General features: G+C 63.5%; 10 protein-coding genes and 6 pseudogenes. 11 read left to right on the forward strand and 5 right to left on the reverse strand.

Annotated features, from left to right (window positions below; all coding sequences use genetic code 11):
• Positions 1-26 precede the first annotated feature (26 nt).
• Positions 27-1,325, reverse strand: a complete 1,299-nt coding sequence (locus tag MPSD_RS24295) for an amidohydrolase family protein (RefSeq protein WP_015357173.1) — start codon at positions 1,323-1,325, stop codon at positions 27-29.
• 328 nt (positions 1,326-1,653) lie between these two features.
• Here MPSD_RS24295 and MPSD_RS24300 point away from each other — a divergent pair, with 328 nt between their 5' ends.
• Together MPSD_RS24300 and MPSD_RS24305 are read left to right on the forward strand one after the other, a co-directional pair.
• Positions 1,654-2,202 carry a carboxymuconolactone decarboxylase family protein gene (locus MPSD_RS24300; RefSeq protein ID WP_020785958.1) on the forward strand — a complete coding sequence of 183 codons (549 nt, stop codon included), beginning with the start codon at positions 1,654-1,656 and terminating at the stop codon, positions 2,200-2,202.
• A gap of 7 nt (positions 2,203-2,209) precedes the next feature.
• Complete coding sequence (locus MPSD_RS24305) at positions 2,210-3,403, forward strand: aromatic ring-hydroxylating oxygenase subunit alpha (RefSeq protein WP_086084959.1); 1,194 nt, start codon at positions 2,210-2,212, stop codon at positions 3,401-3,403.
• Here the strand turns inward: MPSD_RS24305 and MPSD_RS24310 are convergent, their stop codons facing one another.
• Entirely contained in the window at positions 3,404-4,606 is a 1,203-nt protein-coding gene (locus tag MPSD_RS24310; protein WP_420811976.1) for an ISAs1-like element IS2404/ISMul1 family transposase, read from the reverse strand.
• Positions 4,607-4,849: 243 nt separating this feature from the next.
• On the opposite strand from MPSD_RS24310, the pseudogene MPSD_RS24320 reads away from it, so the two are divergent.
• From MPSD_RS24320 to MPSD_RS24340, 5 genes and pseudogenes are all read left to right on the forward strand, one after another.
• Positions 4,850-5,185, forward strand: a pseudogene (locus MPSD_RS24320) (hypothetical protein).
• Positions 5,186-5,188: 3 nt separating this feature from the next.
• A pseudogene (locus MPSD_RS24325) lies at positions 5,189-6,425 on the forward strand (metal-dependent hydrolase family protein).
• Positions 6,409-6,828, forward strand: coding sequence for a nuclear transport factor 2 family protein (locus MPSD_RS24330; protein ID WP_020785954.1), 420 nt, complete (start codon positions 6,409-6,411; stop codon positions 6,826-6,828). The pseudogene MPSD_RS24325 and the gene MPSD_RS24330 overlap by 17 nt, the downstream one beginning before the upstream one ends.
• Positions 6,829-6,884: 56 nt before the next feature.
• Positions 6,885-7,934, forward strand: coding sequence for an acyl-CoA dehydrogenase family protein (locus tag MPSD_RS24335; protein WP_232022661.1), 1,050 nt, complete (start codon positions 6,885-6,887; stop codon positions 7,932-7,934).
• Positions 7,935-7,954: 20 nt separating this feature from the next.
• The gene (locus tag MPSD_RS24340; protein ID WP_086085879.1) at positions 7,955-8,773 is read left to right on the forward strand and encodes an acyl-CoA dehydrogenase family protein; all 819 of its coding nucleotides are present in this window, start codon (positions 7,955-7,957) and stop codon (positions 8,771-8,773) included.
• Between the two features lie 130 nt (positions 8,774-8,903).
• On the opposite strand, the pseudogene MPSD_RS24345 reads toward MPSD_RS24340, so the two are convergent.
• Positions 8,904-10,439: pseudogene (locus tag MPSD_RS24345) on the reverse strand (SulP family inorganic anion transporter).
• A 300-nt stretch (positions 10,440-10,739) separates the two neighbouring features.
• Positions 10,740-11,207 (reverse strand): annotated as a pseudogene (locus MPSD_RS24350) (acyl-CoA dehydrogenase family protein); the annotation flags it as partial.
• A 135-nt stretch (positions 11,208-11,342) separates the two neighbouring features.
• Between MPSD_RS24350 and MPSD_RS24360 the strand changes: the two are divergent.
• Entirely contained in the window at positions 11,343-12,545 is a 1,203-nt protein-coding gene (locus MPSD_RS24360; RefSeq protein ID WP_420811906.1) for an ISAs1-like element IS2404/ISMul1 family transposase, read from the forward strand.
• 21 nt (positions 12,546-12,566) lie between these two features.
• Positions 12,567-12,899 (forward strand): annotated as a pseudogene (locus MPSD_RS24365) (ISAs1 family transposase); the annotation flags it as partial.
• A gap of 20 nt (positions 12,900-12,919) precedes the next feature.
• Here MPSD_RS24365 and MPSD_RS24370 read toward each other — a convergent pair.
• Positions 12,920-13,657 (reverse strand): annotated as a pseudogene (locus MPSD_RS24370) (acyl-CoA dehydrogenase family protein); the annotation flags it as partial.
• A 190-nt stretch (positions 13,658-13,847) separates the two neighbouring features.
• Here MPSD_RS24370 and MPSD_RS24375 point away from each other — a divergent pair.
• Together MPSD_RS24375 and MPSD_RS24380 are read left to right on the forward strand one after the other, a co-directional pair.
• Positions 13,848-14,501 carry a TetR/AcrR family transcriptional regulator gene (locus MPSD_RS24375; protein ID WP_020726604.1) on the forward strand — a complete coding sequence of 218 codons (654 nt, stop codon included), beginning with the start codon at positions 13,848-13,850 and terminating at the stop codon, positions 14,499-14,501.
• Positions 14,502-14,734: 233 nt separating this feature from the next.
• Positions 14,735-15,937 carry a cytochrome P450 gene (locus MPSD_RS24380; protein ID WP_020785946.1) on the forward strand — a complete coding sequence of 401 codons (1,203 nt, stop codon included), beginning with the start codon at positions 14,735-14,737 and terminating at the stop codon, positions 15,935-15,937.
• Positions 15,938-15,955: the final 18 nt, after the last annotated feature.

The raw sequence follows: 15,955 nt of genomic DNA on the forward strand, positions 1-15,955 counted from the left end.
GTCTGCTCGCCGGGCAGTGGCGGGCCTCAGTCCTTGTTTCCGGTCAACGCCTTCGCGTTGGCGGTGAACTCGGCCACCGACGAGCCCGACCGCGCATCCTTGTGATGACTCAGCGCCCGCACGGACACGTCGTGCCCTTCGGCGGCCTTGCGCAATGCGCCCACCGTCGCCTGCTCGCGAGTGATGTGGCTGAACGGGTCGAACGAGTACCAGCGCATCGCGTTCTCGTAGGTCATCTTGTTGATCTCGCCATCGGGGACATCGTTCACCGACAGGACATCCCACAGTTCCTCCGGCGCGCCCGGCCACATCGAGTCGCTGTGCGGGTAGTCGGCCTCCCAGGCGATGTTGTCGATGCCGATCATGTTGCGTAGCGCCACGCCCACCTTGTCGCTGATGAAGCAGGTGAGGAAGTGCTCACGGAACACCTCGCTAGGGATCTTGCCGCCGAAGTTCTGGTGCGTCCACGTCGAGTGCATCTCGAAAGTCCGGTCCGCGCGCTCCAGGAAGTACGGGATCCACCCGGTGCCACCTTCGGAGAGCGCGATCTTGAGGTCCGGGTACTCCTTGATCGGCCGCGACCACAACAGGTCCGCGGCGGCCTGCACGATGTTCATCGGCTGCAGCGTGATCATCACATCCATCGGCGCGTCGGGCGCGGTGATCGCCAGCCGGCCCGAGGACCCGATGTGGATATTCATCACCGTGTTGGTGTCGCACAATGCTTTCCACAGCGGGTTCCAGTACTCATTGTGAAAACTCGGGTACCCCATCGCGGCGGGGTTCTCGGTGAAGGTCAGCGCGTGCACACCCTTCTTCGCGACGCGGCGCACCTCGGCGGCGCACGCCTCGGCGTCCCAGATCACCGGAATGGCCATCGGGATGAATCGCGCCGGGTAGGCCCCACACCACTCGTCGATGTGCCAGTCGTTGTAGGCCTGCACCAGCGCGACCGAGAAGTCCGGGTCTTCGGTGGCGAACAGCCGCCCGGCAAAGCCCGGAAACGACGGGAAGCAAATCGACGCCAGGATGCCCCCGGCGTTCATGTCCTTGATTCGTTCGTCGACGTTGTAGCAACCGGGCCGAATCTCGTCGAGGCCCTGCGGTTCCAGCCCGTACTCCTCCTTGGGCCGGCCAGCTACCGCATTGAGCGCCACATTCGGGATGACGGTGTCGCGGAACTTCCACATGTCCGAACCGTCGGGGTTGTGCACCAGCCGGGGAGCATCGTCGAGGTACTTGGCCGACAGGTGGTTCTTGAACATGTTCGGCGGCTCCACGGTGTGGTCGTCGACACTGATCAAGATCATGTCCTCTTTGTTCATAGCCGTACCTCTTTCCGCAGTCTTCCTGCCGTCTCCCTGAAGCTCCCGAATATCGGATGCGCGGCCACCGAACAGGCATCGGCGAGCTGCCACCTGCCTCCAGGCCCTCTGTCTGAAAACAATCTTCTCGCGATCCGAGAATCAACATTCAGCAGTTCGCCGCAAGACCCGACCTGCCGCGCCAGACCCGGGGCGGCGACGGCAGGCAGCGGCGCCCGCGTGAGCATTGACCGGTAAGACGAATTGTGCAAGTCTATTACTAATGAATGCGAATGTATTTCTCATAATTCGAGAGGGCACTGGGACAACGCCGAGAGGAGCCGCCCGGATGCGCCTGCCGCCGCTGCCCGCCGATCAGTGGGACGAGGCTGTCCAGCGCTCACTGTCGGTGATCTTGCCCGCGCAACGCTGCAATCCGCGCGACGCCGGAAACGCGCTGTCGACGTTTGCCAACCACCCCGCGCTGGCCAAGGCGTTTCTGCGGTTCAACACCCACTTGCTGTTCGCCTCCACCCTGCCCGCCCGGGTTCGCGAACTCGCCATCCTGCGGGTCGCGCATCGCCGCGCTTGCGCCTATGAGTGGACCCACCATCTGGCCCTGACCGAACAGGCCGGCATCAGCGGTGACGAGATAGCCGCGGTTCGCCGGGGCGAGGCCACCGACGACTTCGAACGCGCCGTCTTGACCGGGGTCGACGAACTCGACGAGAACTCCGAACTGTCCGACCAAACCTGGGCGGCACTCGGCAAACACCTCGATGACCGCCAACGCATGGACTACGTCTTCACGGTCGGCTGCTACGCGCTACTGGCCATGGCTTTCAACACTTTTGGCGTGCAGCTCGAAGAGCTGGAACAAGATCGCGCAGAGAGGTAGCAGGACCTTGCCGCACTTCACCAAACCGGCTGCCGGGAGCTGGACGCAAAACTATCCGGAGCTGGGCACCGCGCCGGTCGACTACACGGACTCCATCGACCCGCAGTACTTTGCCGACGAACAGCGGGCGATCTTTCGGCGCACCTGGCTCAACGTCGGCCGCATCGAACGCCTCCCCCGCACCGGTAGCTACTTCACCAAGGAGCTGCCGTCCACCGGAGCCGGCATGTCGGTGATCGTCGTCAAGGGCAAGGACGGCGTGATACGGGCCTTCCACAACATCTGCCGGCATCGGGGCAACAAGTTGGTGTGGAACGACTTTCCGCATGAGGAGACCGCCGGCACCTGCCGGCAGTTCACCTGCAAATACCACGCTTGGCGCTACGGTCTCGACGGCGAACTGACCTTCATTCAGCAGGAGGACGAGTTCTTCGACGTCGACAAGAGCCAATACGGCCTCAAGTCGGTACGTTGCGAGGTATGGGAAGGCTTCATCTTCATCAACCTCGACCCAGCCGCAGCACCGCTGTCCGAATACCTGGGTTCGATAGCCAAGGGCCTGCAGGGCTATCCCTTCCACGAAATGACCGAGGTCTATTCCTACCGAGCCGAAGTCGGCAGCAACTGGAAGCTGTTCATCGACGCGTTCGCCGAGTTCTACCACGCCCCGGTGCCGCATCAGGGGCAGTACACCAAAGAGGAAGCCGCCAAGATCATGAAGTACGGGTTCGAGGCCCTGCATTACGAGCTGGCGGGCCCGCACGCGATGATCTCGGTTTGGGGCGGCCAGTCGCCGCCCGCGGACCTGAAGATGGTCAAGCCGATGGACCGGGTGCTGCGCAGCGGCTTGTTCGGTCCGTGGGACCGCCCCGCCCCGATCACCGAGCTCGAGGAATTGCCGCCCGGCATCAACCCGACCAAAGCCAAGCAGTGGGGCATCGATTCGTTCCTGTTCTTTCCGAACTTCATGCTGCTGATCTGGGAGCCGGGCTGGTATCTGACCTATCACTACTGGCCGACGACGGTTGACAAACACATCTTCGAGACCACGCTGTATTTCGCGCCCCCCAGAAACGCGCGCGAACGATTGGCCCAGGAGTTGGCGGCGGTGACGTTCAAGGAATACGCGCTGCAGGACTCCAACACCTTGGAGGCCACCCAAACGATGATCGGTACCGGGGCAGGGCTCCGGCGTTGTTGATTAGCAGGCTTGTGAGCTGGGGAATTGTGGATTGAGGAGGTCTAGGCGGCGGTTGGCGGTCAAAGCGGTGATCCGGCAGGCTTCGGCGATGTTGTCGGCGCCGTTGAGGCGGTGCAGATTGATCGCGGTGTTGCGTAGCGTTGCTAGGACCTGTGCGCCGTTTCCGGTATGTGCCCTTTGACGGCCTTCGTCGAAGGTGACGTCGCGTATCCAGTGCAGGCTGTTCTCGATTCCCCAGTGTTGACGCATCCAGGTCATGATCGCGGTAGGGCGGGCGTGCTCGAACGGCAGGCTGCAGATGGCATAGACCACCTCCACGCTGCGCTGGTCGGTGGCGGTGATCAAGCGTTCACGAGTGATCCGGATGATTTGTTTTGCGTAGGGGAAGCCGATTCCTCGTGCAGCGGTGATGATTTGCAGGGTGCGGGTCTCGACACGGCCGTGGCCGCGGGAGTCGTCGGTAGCGGCTGCGGGCACCTCGGCCCAGGGCAGCGCGGTGATACGCGCAAATATTTTGGCTTGGTTGGACTTGACGATCATCAGGTAGTGCGACTTCAAGGTGGCGCAGATCAACTTCGCGGTGACGACCTGGGTATGCATCGCATCCACGGTGACCAGCCACCGCAAGCTACCCGGCAGCAGCGTGAGCAGGGCACGTACGCAGGGAATTTCATTGCTTTTCTCGGCGACAGCGAGTTGACCGAGCACCAATCGGGCACGGTGGGCGAACACCGACACGAGATGCGTGGCTGTCGCTTTGGCGCGTAAAGCACCACGCAGCATCTTGCCGTCCAACGCGATCGGCACCAATCCACTGGGGTCGCTGCTGGCCACGTGTGCAGTGAAGTAACTGCCCATCCTGGCGTTGAGGTCGGCGGGGTCTAGCCGAGACAAAACAGCGCGGAAGGTCTTCTCACTGGGCCGCCGGAACCGGACCCCTAATTGGGCCAACACATCATCGGGAGCGGTGGCCGCCCATGTGGCAAAACCAGCATAGCCGCGCATCCCCGCGGCAGTGGCCAGAACCGCGATCGCCAACAAAGCCACCAGCGAATACCTCCGACCGCGTGGGTCCCTCGGGTCTGGCACCGAGGCCAACACATCGAGAAACTCCGATCCGATGAACTCGCTGCGCTCACCAGGACTCCAGCGGTCGAACACCTCTGGAACCGACGACACAGGCAATACTGAAACGGTAGGCACGGGCAACTCCAGACCAACGACGAACAGTAACCAACTCGATCGTTCTCCAGATAGCCCGTGCCTACACTCCGGCCCCAATAGCGCGGCACCAAAGATCATCAACCCAGCTCACAAGCCTGCTAATCAACAACGCCGGAGCCCTGGGTACCGGGGTCGTCAAGGACTTTCCACTGTGCGATCAGGAAATCCTGCTCCGACATCTACACAAGATGACCGGCGACTACGTAAAGGAATACCGCAACAATGGCCGCGCCAAATAAGCTGCCCGCCCAGTTCGCCGACCTCGAGCCGTACCTGGATTGGGACCTGGCCACCGAGCCGCAACGTTATGCCAAGCGCCTGGCCTCATCCATGTCGCAGATGCAGGGCTTCTACGACACCGCCTTTCCCCGGCTGGAAGACGTGATCGCCTACTGAGACCAGTTCCCGTTGGACGAATTGCCGGAGGACGCGCGAACACTCATGCACATGATGCAGTCGCTGGTCATGGTGTCGTTTCCGGTAGAGGCGTGGAAGCAGCCCCGGGTCCCCGACAGCGGCACCGCCTGGGTCGAGCTGATCAGGGAACCGGTGGTTTGACCGGTGCTCACGCTCAAGGCTGCCGGACTGCTTGACGTCGACGCCGGCGAAATCCTGGCGCCGGCCGTCGTGCGCGTCGAAGGCGACCGGATTGCCGGTGTCGGCGGGGACCCCGAGGGCGACGTAATCGACCTCGGCGACCAGATCCTGTTACCCGGGCTGATGGACATGGAGGTCAACCTGCTGATGGGCGGGCGCGGCGAGAAGCCCGGCCTGTCCCAGGTCCAGGATGACCCGCCGACTCGGATGCTGCGCGCCGTCGGAAACGCCCGCCGCACGCTACGCGCCGGGTTCACCACGGTGCGCAACCTGGGGCTATTCCTCAAGACCGGCGGCTACCTCCTCGATGTCGCGCTGGGCAAGGCCATCGATGCCGGCTGGATCGACGGCCCACGAATCGTGCCGGCCGGACACGCCATCACCCCTACCGGCGGGCATCTGGACCCCACCATGTTCGCCGCGTTCGCCCCACATGTGCTGGAGCTGACGATCGAGGAAGGCATCGCCAACGGCGTTGACGAGATCCGCAAGGCGGTGCGATACCAGATCAAACACGGCGCCCAGCTGATCAAGGTGTGCTGTTCGGGCGGGGTGATGCCGCTAACGGGACCGCCAGGTGCACAACACTATTCCGACGAAGAACTACGCGCCATCGTCGACGAGGCACACCGGCGGGCTTGCGCGTCGCCGCGCACACGCACGGCGCCGACGCCGTCAAGCACGCGGTCATCGCCGGCATCGACTGCATCGACTGCATCGACTGCATCGAGCACGGATTCCTGGTCGACGACGAGGCGATCGCGATGATGGTCGAGCACGGCACGTTCCTGGTGAGCACCAGGCGCCTGGCCGATGCCGATGCGATGGACATCTCGCACGCTCCACCCGAGCTGCAGGCCAAGGCGGCCGAGATGTTCCCGAGGTCGCGTGAGTCGATACTGGCCGCCTATCAAGCCGGCGTGAAGATCGCGATCGGTACCGATGCTCCGGCAATACCGCACGGGCGCAACGCCGATGAGCTCGTCACGCTTGTGCATTGGGGGATGTCGCCGCTGGCCGTGCTGCGGGCGGGCACAGTGACCGCGGCAGAGCTGATCAACGTCACCGATCGCGGTCGGCTCGCGGCGGGCCAGCTCGCCGACATCATCGCCGTTGCGGGAAATCCGTTGGATGACATCACAGTTACCCGCAACGTCGGCTTTGTCATGAAGGCGGCAAGGTTTATGTCCACCAAGACTGACGACCTGGTCGAGATTCAACAGTTGTTGGCCCGGTACGCGGTGACCATCACCCAGAACGATATCGAGGGCCTGGTAGCCGTTTTCACCCCGGACGGAACCTACAGCGCCTTCGGCGACACCTATGGCCTCGATCGGTTCCCGGACCTGGTGGTCGCCGCGCCAAAAGGCTTGTTTCTCACGGCAACCGCGGTCATCGAGCTAGCCGGTGATTCGGCCACCGGCACCCAACCACTTTGCTTCATCGAACATGCCACCCATGACATGCGTATCGGTTACTACCGCGACACGTATGCCCGCACCGCCGATGGCTGGCGGCTGAAAACCCGGGCAATGACCTTCATTCGCCGCAGCGGCGTGCACGATTCGGGACGTCCGCATGCCGTCGGCCGTCCGCAACCGTGACCGTCGATATCGGGCGGTTCCGGGCGGATCTGCGCACCTGACTCGACGATAATGACTTGACCCCCGGACCCGACCATTCGTTGCGGGGCCACATGCAGCAATTGGCCCGAGTGCACGGCGCGCTGTATGAAGCCGGCTGGATGCGTTACGGCTGGCCCACCGAAGTCGGCGGGCTCGGTGGACCGGCGCTGCTGCGCGCGATCGTCGGTGAGGAGGTGGTCGGGCGCCGGCTGGCCGAACCCGGCCCCTACTCCATGGCCGAGGTGCTGGCACCGACGCTGATCGACTACGCACCCAAAGGGTTGGCGGCGGACATGGTGCCGCGGCTGCTCAGCGGTCGCGAGCAATGGTGTCAGGGATTCTCCGAACCGGGGTCGGGCAGCGACCTGGCATCGCTGTCCACCCGCGCGACCCCTCGCGGCGACGATTGGATCATCAACGGGCAGAAGGTGTCGACCAGCTTCGCGCAGTTCTGCACGCGTTGCATTCTGCTCACCCGTACCGCGCCTGGGCATGACGGGATCACCGCGTTCTTTGTCGATCTGGACACGCCGGGGATCACCGTACGGCCGTTGCGCACCATGCACGGGGTCGACGAATTCTGCGAGGTGTACTACGACGACGTGGTGATCCCGTCCGGCCGGATGCTCGGCCGGCCCGGTGATGGCTGGCGGCTGGCAATGGACCTGCTCCCCTATGAACGCTCCACCTGCTTTTGGCAGCGCATCGCCTATCTGTATTCCCGGCTCGACGAACTCATCACCGACACCGCTGCCACCTGCTCTGCACTCGACGAGTTCGACCTTGGTGCGGCATATCTGGGACTGCATACCCTGCGCTGCCGTTCCCGTGACACACAGCACCGCCTGGCCGGCGGCTCGCGACTCGGGCCGGATACTTCGATAGACAAGGTGCTCTTGGCGACCGCCGAGCAACGCCTCTACGACACCGTCCGCGACCTGCTGCCGGCAACGCTGGAACTCGACGACACCCCGTGGCGCCCGGAATACCTCTATTCACGTGCGGCCACCATCTATGGCGGGACCGCCGAAATCCAGCGCAACATCATCGCGCGCCGGCTGCTCGGATTGGGCAGCGAGAGATGAGCGCGAGATAGCGAGGACCAGTGGATCTCACCGACCCCGAATCGCTGCGACTGCTGGCGGACTCGCTGAAAACCGTAGTCACACAGAACCCGCCGCCGTCGGGCGCCGGGCTGGATGCGGCGTTGCAGGCCCTCGGCTGGCTCGACATGCTCGACGAGATTCCCGGCACTGCCGTTCCCTTGGTGTTCGCCATGCTCGGCGAGAATGGTGTGCATGCGCCGCTCGTCAATGACGTCGTGGCGCGCGCCGCCGGCTGCCCGGGTGGCGGCACCGTGCCGCTACCGTTTGCGGGCGGATCCTGGGTGATCTGGTCGCGCGGCGATCAGGCCGGTTCCGTGTTGGATGCCGAACTACCGATACTCCGGGTGGAACCGGCCGATCCGCTGCCACCCGCCGCACTGGCCGCGGGCCGAAGCGCGGTGGGCTGGTGGCTGGCCGGCGCCAGCCGGGCCATGCTGGAGCTGGCCCGCCGGCATGCACTGGACCGAAACCAGTTCGGGCACCCCATCGCCGCGTTTCAGGCGGTCCGGCACCGGCTGGCCGAGGCGCTGGTCGCGATCGAAGGCGCCGAAGCGACCCTTCGGGCCGCCACGGACCAGCCTGACGAATTGGCCTGTCTGCTGGCCAGAGCCGCGGCCGGCCAGGCCGCACTGACCACCGCCCGCCATTGCCAGCAGGTGCTTGCCGGCATCGGCTTCACCGCGGAACATCAGCTGCATCACCACGTCAAGCGGTCCCTGGTGCTCGATGGGCTGCTCGGCAGTTCGCGCGAGCTCACCCGCGAGGCGGGTGCGGTCTTGCGGACCAAGGGATTTGCTCCCCGGCTAGCTCAACTCTGATTTCTCCGACAGCAACCGCGATGCCGAGCTACCAACGTTACGGCTGGTCAGTGGAATCGGCTTAGGTGGCAGCAGCGGCGATCACCGGCTGTGGCCCGACCCCGGGCCCACCCCACGACTGGCCCCGCCCCTAGTGTTCTGCGCCAAACTGTCCGGACAGCCGGCCGTGGCGCTCTGCCGAATCCTGTTTCAGGCCAATGATTTCGACGCATCGGCCCTTGGCGTGGTATTTGGTGATGATGGCGTCGAGTGCGGCCACGGTGGAGGCATCCCAGATGTGGGACTGCGACATGTCGATCACCACGTTGTCCGGGTCGTCGACGTAATTGAATTGGTAAACCAAGTCGTTGCTCGAGGCGAAGAACAATTCGCCGCTGACTCGGTAGACCACCGTCTCAGCGGCACTGCCGGTGTCTGATTCGACGATTCTTTACACCGTCATGAAGTGAGCAACACGCCGCGCAAAGAGCACCATCGCGGTCAAGACACCGGCAACGACGCCGTAAGCGAGGTTCTGGGTTGCCACGGTGACCACCACGGTGGCGAGCATGACCAGCGTTTCGCTGCGCGGCATCCGCCGTAGCGCCGCGGGGGCAATGCTGTGCCAGTCCATCGTGCCGACCGAGACCATGATCATCACCGCGACCAGTGCCGCCATCGGAATGAGCGCGACCACGTCGCCGAGGCCGACGACAAGGCCCAACAGGAACAGGCCGGCGAGGAAGGTGGAGATCCGGGTGCGAACACCGGAGACCTTCACGTTGATCATGGTCTGGCCGATCATTGCGCAGCCGCCCATTCCGCCGAAGAAGCCCGTGACAACGTTGGCAACGCCCTGCCCCCAGGCCTCCCGGGTCTTGTTGCTGTGGGTGTCGGTGATGTCGTCAACGAGCTTGGCCGTCAGCAACGATTCCAGCAACCCGACCAATGCCATTGCCAGCGCATACGGGCCGATGATGGACAGGGTTTCCAGTGCGAACGGGACGTGGGGCACCAATAGGGTCGGCAGGCTGGACGGCAACTGGCCTTCGTCGCCGACGTTGAGAATCTCGACGGAGAACGCGACCGCGGCGGCCGTCAAGACCACGATCGCGACCAAAGAAGCTGGGACAACGGTGGTCAGTTTTGGCAGGAACACCATCAACAGCAAACCAACGATGACAAATGGATAGACCACCGCCGGCACCCCCAGTAGGTGGGGAACCTGTGAGAGGAATATCAAGATCGCGAGCGCATTGACGAAGCCGACCATCACGCTGCGTGGGATGAACCGCATCAACCGAGCGACCCCCAGCAAGCTGAGCGTGATCTGCACAAGGCCCGCCAAGATCACCGCGGCGATGAAGTAGTCGGCCCCGTGTTCACGCGCCAGCGGCGCGATCACCAACGCAATGGCGCCGGTGGCCGCGGAAATCATGGCCGGGCGCCCGCCCACCACAGCGATGGTCACCGCCATGGTGAAAGAGGCGAAAAGCCCCACCCGAGGGTCCACCCCGGCGATGATCGAAAAGGAGATTGCTTCAGGGATCAGCGCCAGCGCAACCACCAAACCGGCGAGCACCTCGGTCCGCAGACGAGTCGGCGAACGCAGTGCGGCCAGCACCGCGGTACTGGGATCGCCCGCCTCGCGAATCGTTGGGACAGCCGAAACCTGTTGGGAAGACAAAGCACTCCGTTCAGCTCGCGCGTAGCCAAGGGCCCGGCGCGGCGCGAAGATCGATTTGGGCGGCAGACGCGTCGACGCACCAATGCGGACGACCAGCCGAGAGGACTCGGATCGGCCCACTGCCGGACTGGATCCGGCCCTTTCCCGAGGGGAGAGTTGGAATTTCGTGGGCTAGATCACGGCGCCACCAGATCGGGCCCAGCCACCGGGTCGGCGGCTAAATCGGTTCATACACAGCCATTTTCGGGACAAACGTAGCCATGAATTCCGGCATGCCGATGTGAGGCGAGCCGATACCGCCTAACCGCGCGGCAGCCCGAGTATCCGTTCAGCGATGATGTTGCGCTGAATTTCAGAGGTGCCTCCGGCGATGGCGCCGGCGAAGCTACGCGCGTAGCGGTCGAACCACCTGCCATAGTGGTTGTCCAGGTTCAACGCAGCGATGGGTGCCGTGATCGAGGGGTGCACCAGACCGTCGCCGCCTGCCGAGTCGAGCGCATCTTCGCAGGCACGCTGCAAAGCCTCCGAGCCCAGCAGCTTGAGCACCGACTGCGCGGGCACATCCTCCTGTCCACGCGCCGCCGAGGCCAGTGTCGCGGACCCGAGCAGTCGCATCGCCTGGGTATCCATCACCAACGTGGCGTAGTGATCCCGTTGCGGCACGCCCGCTGGAGTGAAATCGGTTGCCAATTCGCCCAACAGGTTGGCATATCCCAGCCACAGCATCGTCCGTTCGTGCCCAAGGGAGCCGGTCGCCACCCAGGGCTCCGGCGTTGTTGATTAGCAGGCTTGTGAGCTGGGTTGATGATCTTTGGTGCCGCGCTATTGGGGCCGGAGTGTAGGCACGGGCTATCTGGAGAACGATCGAGTTGGTTACTGTTCGTCGTTGGTCTGGAGTTGCCCGTGCCTACCGTTTCAGTATTGCGTGTGTCGTCGGTTCCAGAGGTGTTCGACCGCTGGAGTCCTGGTGAGCGCAGCGAGCTCATCGGATCGGAGTTTCTCGATGTGTTGGCCTCGGTGCCAGACCCGAGGGGCCCACGCGGTCGGAGGTATTCGCTGATGGCTTTGTTGGCGATCGCGGTTCTGGCCACTGCCGCGGGGATGCGCGGCTATGCTGGTTTTGCCACATGGGCGGCCACCGCTCCCGATGATGTGTTGGCCCAATTAGGGGTCCGGTTCCGGCGGCCCAGTGAGAAGACCTTCCGCGCTGTTTTGTCTCGGCTAGACCCCGCCGACCTCAACGCCAGGATGGGCAGTTACTTCACTGCACACGTGGCCAGCAGCGACCCCAGTGGATTGGTGCCGATCGCGTTGGACGGCAAGATGCTGCGTGGTGCTTTACGCGCCAAAGCGACAGCCACGCATCTCGTGTCGGTGTTCGCCCACCGTGCCCGATTGGTGCTCGGTCAACTCGCTGTCGCCGAGAAAAGCAATGAAATTCCCTGCGTACGTGCCCTGCTCACGCTGCTGCCGGGTAGCTTGCGGTGGCTGGTCACCGTGGATGCGATGCATACCCAGGTCGTCACCGCGAAGTTGATCTGCGCCACCTTGAAGTCGCACTACCTGATGATCGTCAAGTCCAACCAAGCCAAAATATTTGCGCGTATCACCGCGCTGCCCTGGGCCGAGGTGCCCGCAGCCGCTACCGACGACTCCCGCGGCCACGGCCGTGTCGAGACCCGCACCCTGCAAATCATCACCGCTGCACGAGGAATCGGCTTCCCCTACGCAAAACAAATCATCCGGATCACTCGTGAACGCTTGATCACCGCCACCGACCAGCGCAGCGTGGAGGTGGTCTATGCCATCTGCAGCCTGCCGTTCGAGCACGCCCGCCCTACCGCGATCATGACCTGGATGCGTCAACACTGGGGAATCGAGAACAGCCTGCACTGGATACGCGACGTCACCTTCGACGAAGACCGTCAAAGGGCACATACCGGAAACGGCGCACAGGTCCTAGCAACGCTACGCAACACCGCGATCAATCTGCACCGCCTCAACGGCGCCGACAACATCGCCGAAGCCTGCCGGATCACCGCTTTGACCGCCAACCGCCGCCTAGACCTCCTCAATCCACAATTCCCCAGCTCACAAGCCTGCTAATCAACAACGCCGGAGCCCTGCACCGACCAGCGCAGCGTGGAGGTGGTCTATGCCATCTGCAGCCTGCCGTTCGAGCACGCCCGCCCTACCGCGATCATGACCTGGATGCGTCAACACTGGGGAATCGAGAACAGCCTGCACTGGATACGCGACGTCACCTTCGACGAAGACCGTCAAAGGGCACATACCGGAAACGGCGCACAGGTCCTAGCAACGCTACGCAACACCGCGATCAATCTGCACCGCCTCAACGGCGCCGACAACATCGCCGAAGCCTGCCGGATCACCGCTTTGACCGCCAACCGCCGCCTAGACCTCCTCAATCCACAATTCCCCAGCTCACAAGCCTGCTAATCAACAACGCCGGAGCCCTAGGTCGCCACCCGCCACCCGCCGTTGAGCTCACCCACCAGGTTCTCGGCCGGCACCGCTGCGTCGGTGAAAAACACCTCATTGAAGTCGACATCGTCGTGGTCGCACACCGACGCGAATGGCCGCCGCACCACGCCGGGAGTGTCCGTCGGAATCAGCAAAGCGCTGATTCCCTTGTGCTTTGGGGCGTCAGGATCGGTACGCGCGAACGTCAGCAGCACATCGGTGTCATGGGCACCTGATGTCCACACCTTCTGCCCATTGACCACAAAACGGTCACCCTCGCCGTCGCGGTAGCGCACTGCCCGCGTCTTCAACGACGCCAGATCCGAGCCCGCACCCGGCTCGCTCATACCCAACGACGCGGTCATCTCCGCCCGCAGGATCGGCACTGCCCAGCGCCGCTTCTGCTCCGGCGTTCCGAACGACAGCAGCGACTCCGCAATGATGCCCACGCCTTGTGGGTTGAAACTGCGATAAAGGCGGCGCCGGGCCAACTCCTGCAGATGCACGTACTGCTGCAGCAGTGAGGCATTGCGACCACCGAACTCCGGCGGATTGCCCGGGATCAACCACCCGTTGTCGAACAACAAGCGTTGCCACCGCCGCGCCCACTCCGGCACGTGCGAGCAGGACCGCGGCCGCTCCATCCCGGCCGCCTGATCGGGCAAATTCCGGTCCAGAAACGAGATGAATTCGTCGCGGAAGGCCTCGACGTCGGCATCAAAGGTCAGCTGCACAGAACTCCTCGCCGCCCACTGAAGTTGATTCTGCTTCCCAAACACGTGCGCAAGAGAATAGTGTTCTCGTTCGCAGGAAGTTGCAATCTCCTGTACACCGTCCGGGGGGAGGTCGAGCGCAGCGATGGCACAGCGTTCTCCGGTACAGTCCAACCATGTTTTCTTCTCGCGGCAATCATCTGAGCCGCCCGTGACGAACCCGAGCGAAGAACCCGCGTGGAAGCAGCGCGCCGTCGAGCGGTCGATCAAGACCGCGAAACTGCGAGCGGCGCAGCGCGTTCAGCGTTTCCTGGACGCCGCACAGGCCATCATCATCGAAAAGGGCAGCACAGACTTCACCGTGCAGGAAGTCGTGGACCGGTCACGGCAGTCACTGCGCAGCTTCTACCTGCAGTTCGACGGCAAACACGAGCTATTGCTGGCGCTCTTCGAGGACGCACTGAGCCGGTCCGCCGACCAGATCCGCGCCGCCACCGAAACCCACGCGGATCCGCTGGAGCGACTGAAAGTGGCGGTCGAGCTCTTGTATGAGGCGTCGCGCCCCGACCCGACAGCCAAGCGACCGCTGTTTACCGACTTCGCGCCGCGCCTGTTGGTAAGCCACCCGACCGAGGTCAAAGTCGCGCACGCACCGCTGGTGGCGTTGCTCACCGAGCTGATGGAGGCCGCGGCTGAGGCCGGCGAACTGCGAGAAGACCTCAACCCGAGACGGATAGCCGCCATGACCATGCAGACGGTCATGTTCATCGCACAGTCCAGCGGCGGCACCGACGACGCGACGACCCACCCCATCACCGCAGATGAGGTATGGGATTTCTGTTCACGCGGATTCGCCGCCTCCTAACACCACCCGAACAGACCTGCCCGAGTCACCGGCCCGCTTCGTCCGCCGGTGATAATGCCCGCGCGCGTTGAATCAGCCTAACGAGAACGCTATTCGCTTCATATAAGAACTGCGATTAGCTAAAACGGATTCCTCGTTGACACTCGTTGGCGGGTGATGACAGAGTTCAGGTGCCGCACGACTCGTGTTGCACGGGCGAACGGGCAAGCACGTTCCTTCGGGAGGCGACATGGGTGACAGTGACCGCAGCGAGTGACGTCTACTTCGACCCGTACGACGTAGAGCTCAACGCGGACCCCTACCCAATGTTCCGCCGGCTCCGCGAAGAGGCGCCGCTGTACTACAACGCGCAGCACGGCTTCTACGCGCTGAGCAGGTTCGCCGATGTCGACCGGGCCATCGTCGACTATCAAACGTTCAGTTCGGCCAGGGGGGCAATCCTCGAGATCATCAAGGCCAACATCGACATCCCCGCGGGCGTACTCGTCTTCGAGGATCCGCCGGTCCACGACGTTCACCGTAAGTTGTTGTCGCGCATGTTCACCCCGCGCAAGATCAATGATCTAGAACCCAAAATCCGCGAATTCTGCGCGCGCAGTTTGGATCCCCTGATCGGCAGCGGCAGGTTCGACTTCGTCGCCGATCTCGGCGCCCAGATGCCGATGCGCGTCATCGGCATGCTGCTGGGCGTCCCGGAGGAGGACCAGGAAGCCGCCCGCGATTTCGCCACTGCCCAGCTACGCACCGAGGCCGGAAAACCGATGAAGGCCTCCGCCGACGGCATGGTCAGCGGCGACTTCTTCGCCCACTACATCGATTGGCGCGCCGAGCATCCCTCCAGCGACATCATGACCGAACTTCTCAACGCCGAATTCGAGGACGAGACCGGGACCGTGCGTCGACTCAGACGCGATGAACTTCTCACCTATGTCAGTGTGGTGTCCGGAGCGGGCAACGAGACCACCACCCGGCTGATCGGTTGGGCCGGCAAGGTATTGGCTGAGCATCCAGATCAGCGCCGAGCACTGGTCGAGGACCCGTCGCTGATTCCGCAGGCGGTTGAGGAACTGCTGCGCTACGAGGCACCCGCACCACACGTGGCCCGGTACGTGACCCGCGATCTACGGTACTACGGCCAATCGGTGCCCAAAGGCAGCATCATGATGATGCTGATCGGGGCGGCCAACCGCGATCATCGCCAATTCCGTCCGGACGGTGATGTTTTCAATATCCGGCGCGAGCCACACCAACACTTGACCTTCAGCGTCGGAACCCAGTACTGCCTGGGCTCGGCGCTGGCACGGCTGGAAGGCCGGATCGCGCTCGAGGAGATCCTCAAGCGCTTCCCCGAATGGGATGTCGACCTTGGTAACGCCAAGCTCTCCCCGACCTCCACCGTACGAGGCTGGGAGAGCATGCCGGCCGTCTTCGATTGAGCCACCCCCACCTGAGGA

It is taken from the genome of Mycobacterium pseudoshottsii JCM 15466 (assembly GCF_003584745.1).
GTDB lineage: Bacteria > Actinomycetota > Actinomycetes > Mycobacteriales > Mycobacteriaceae > Mycobacterium > Mycobacterium marinum.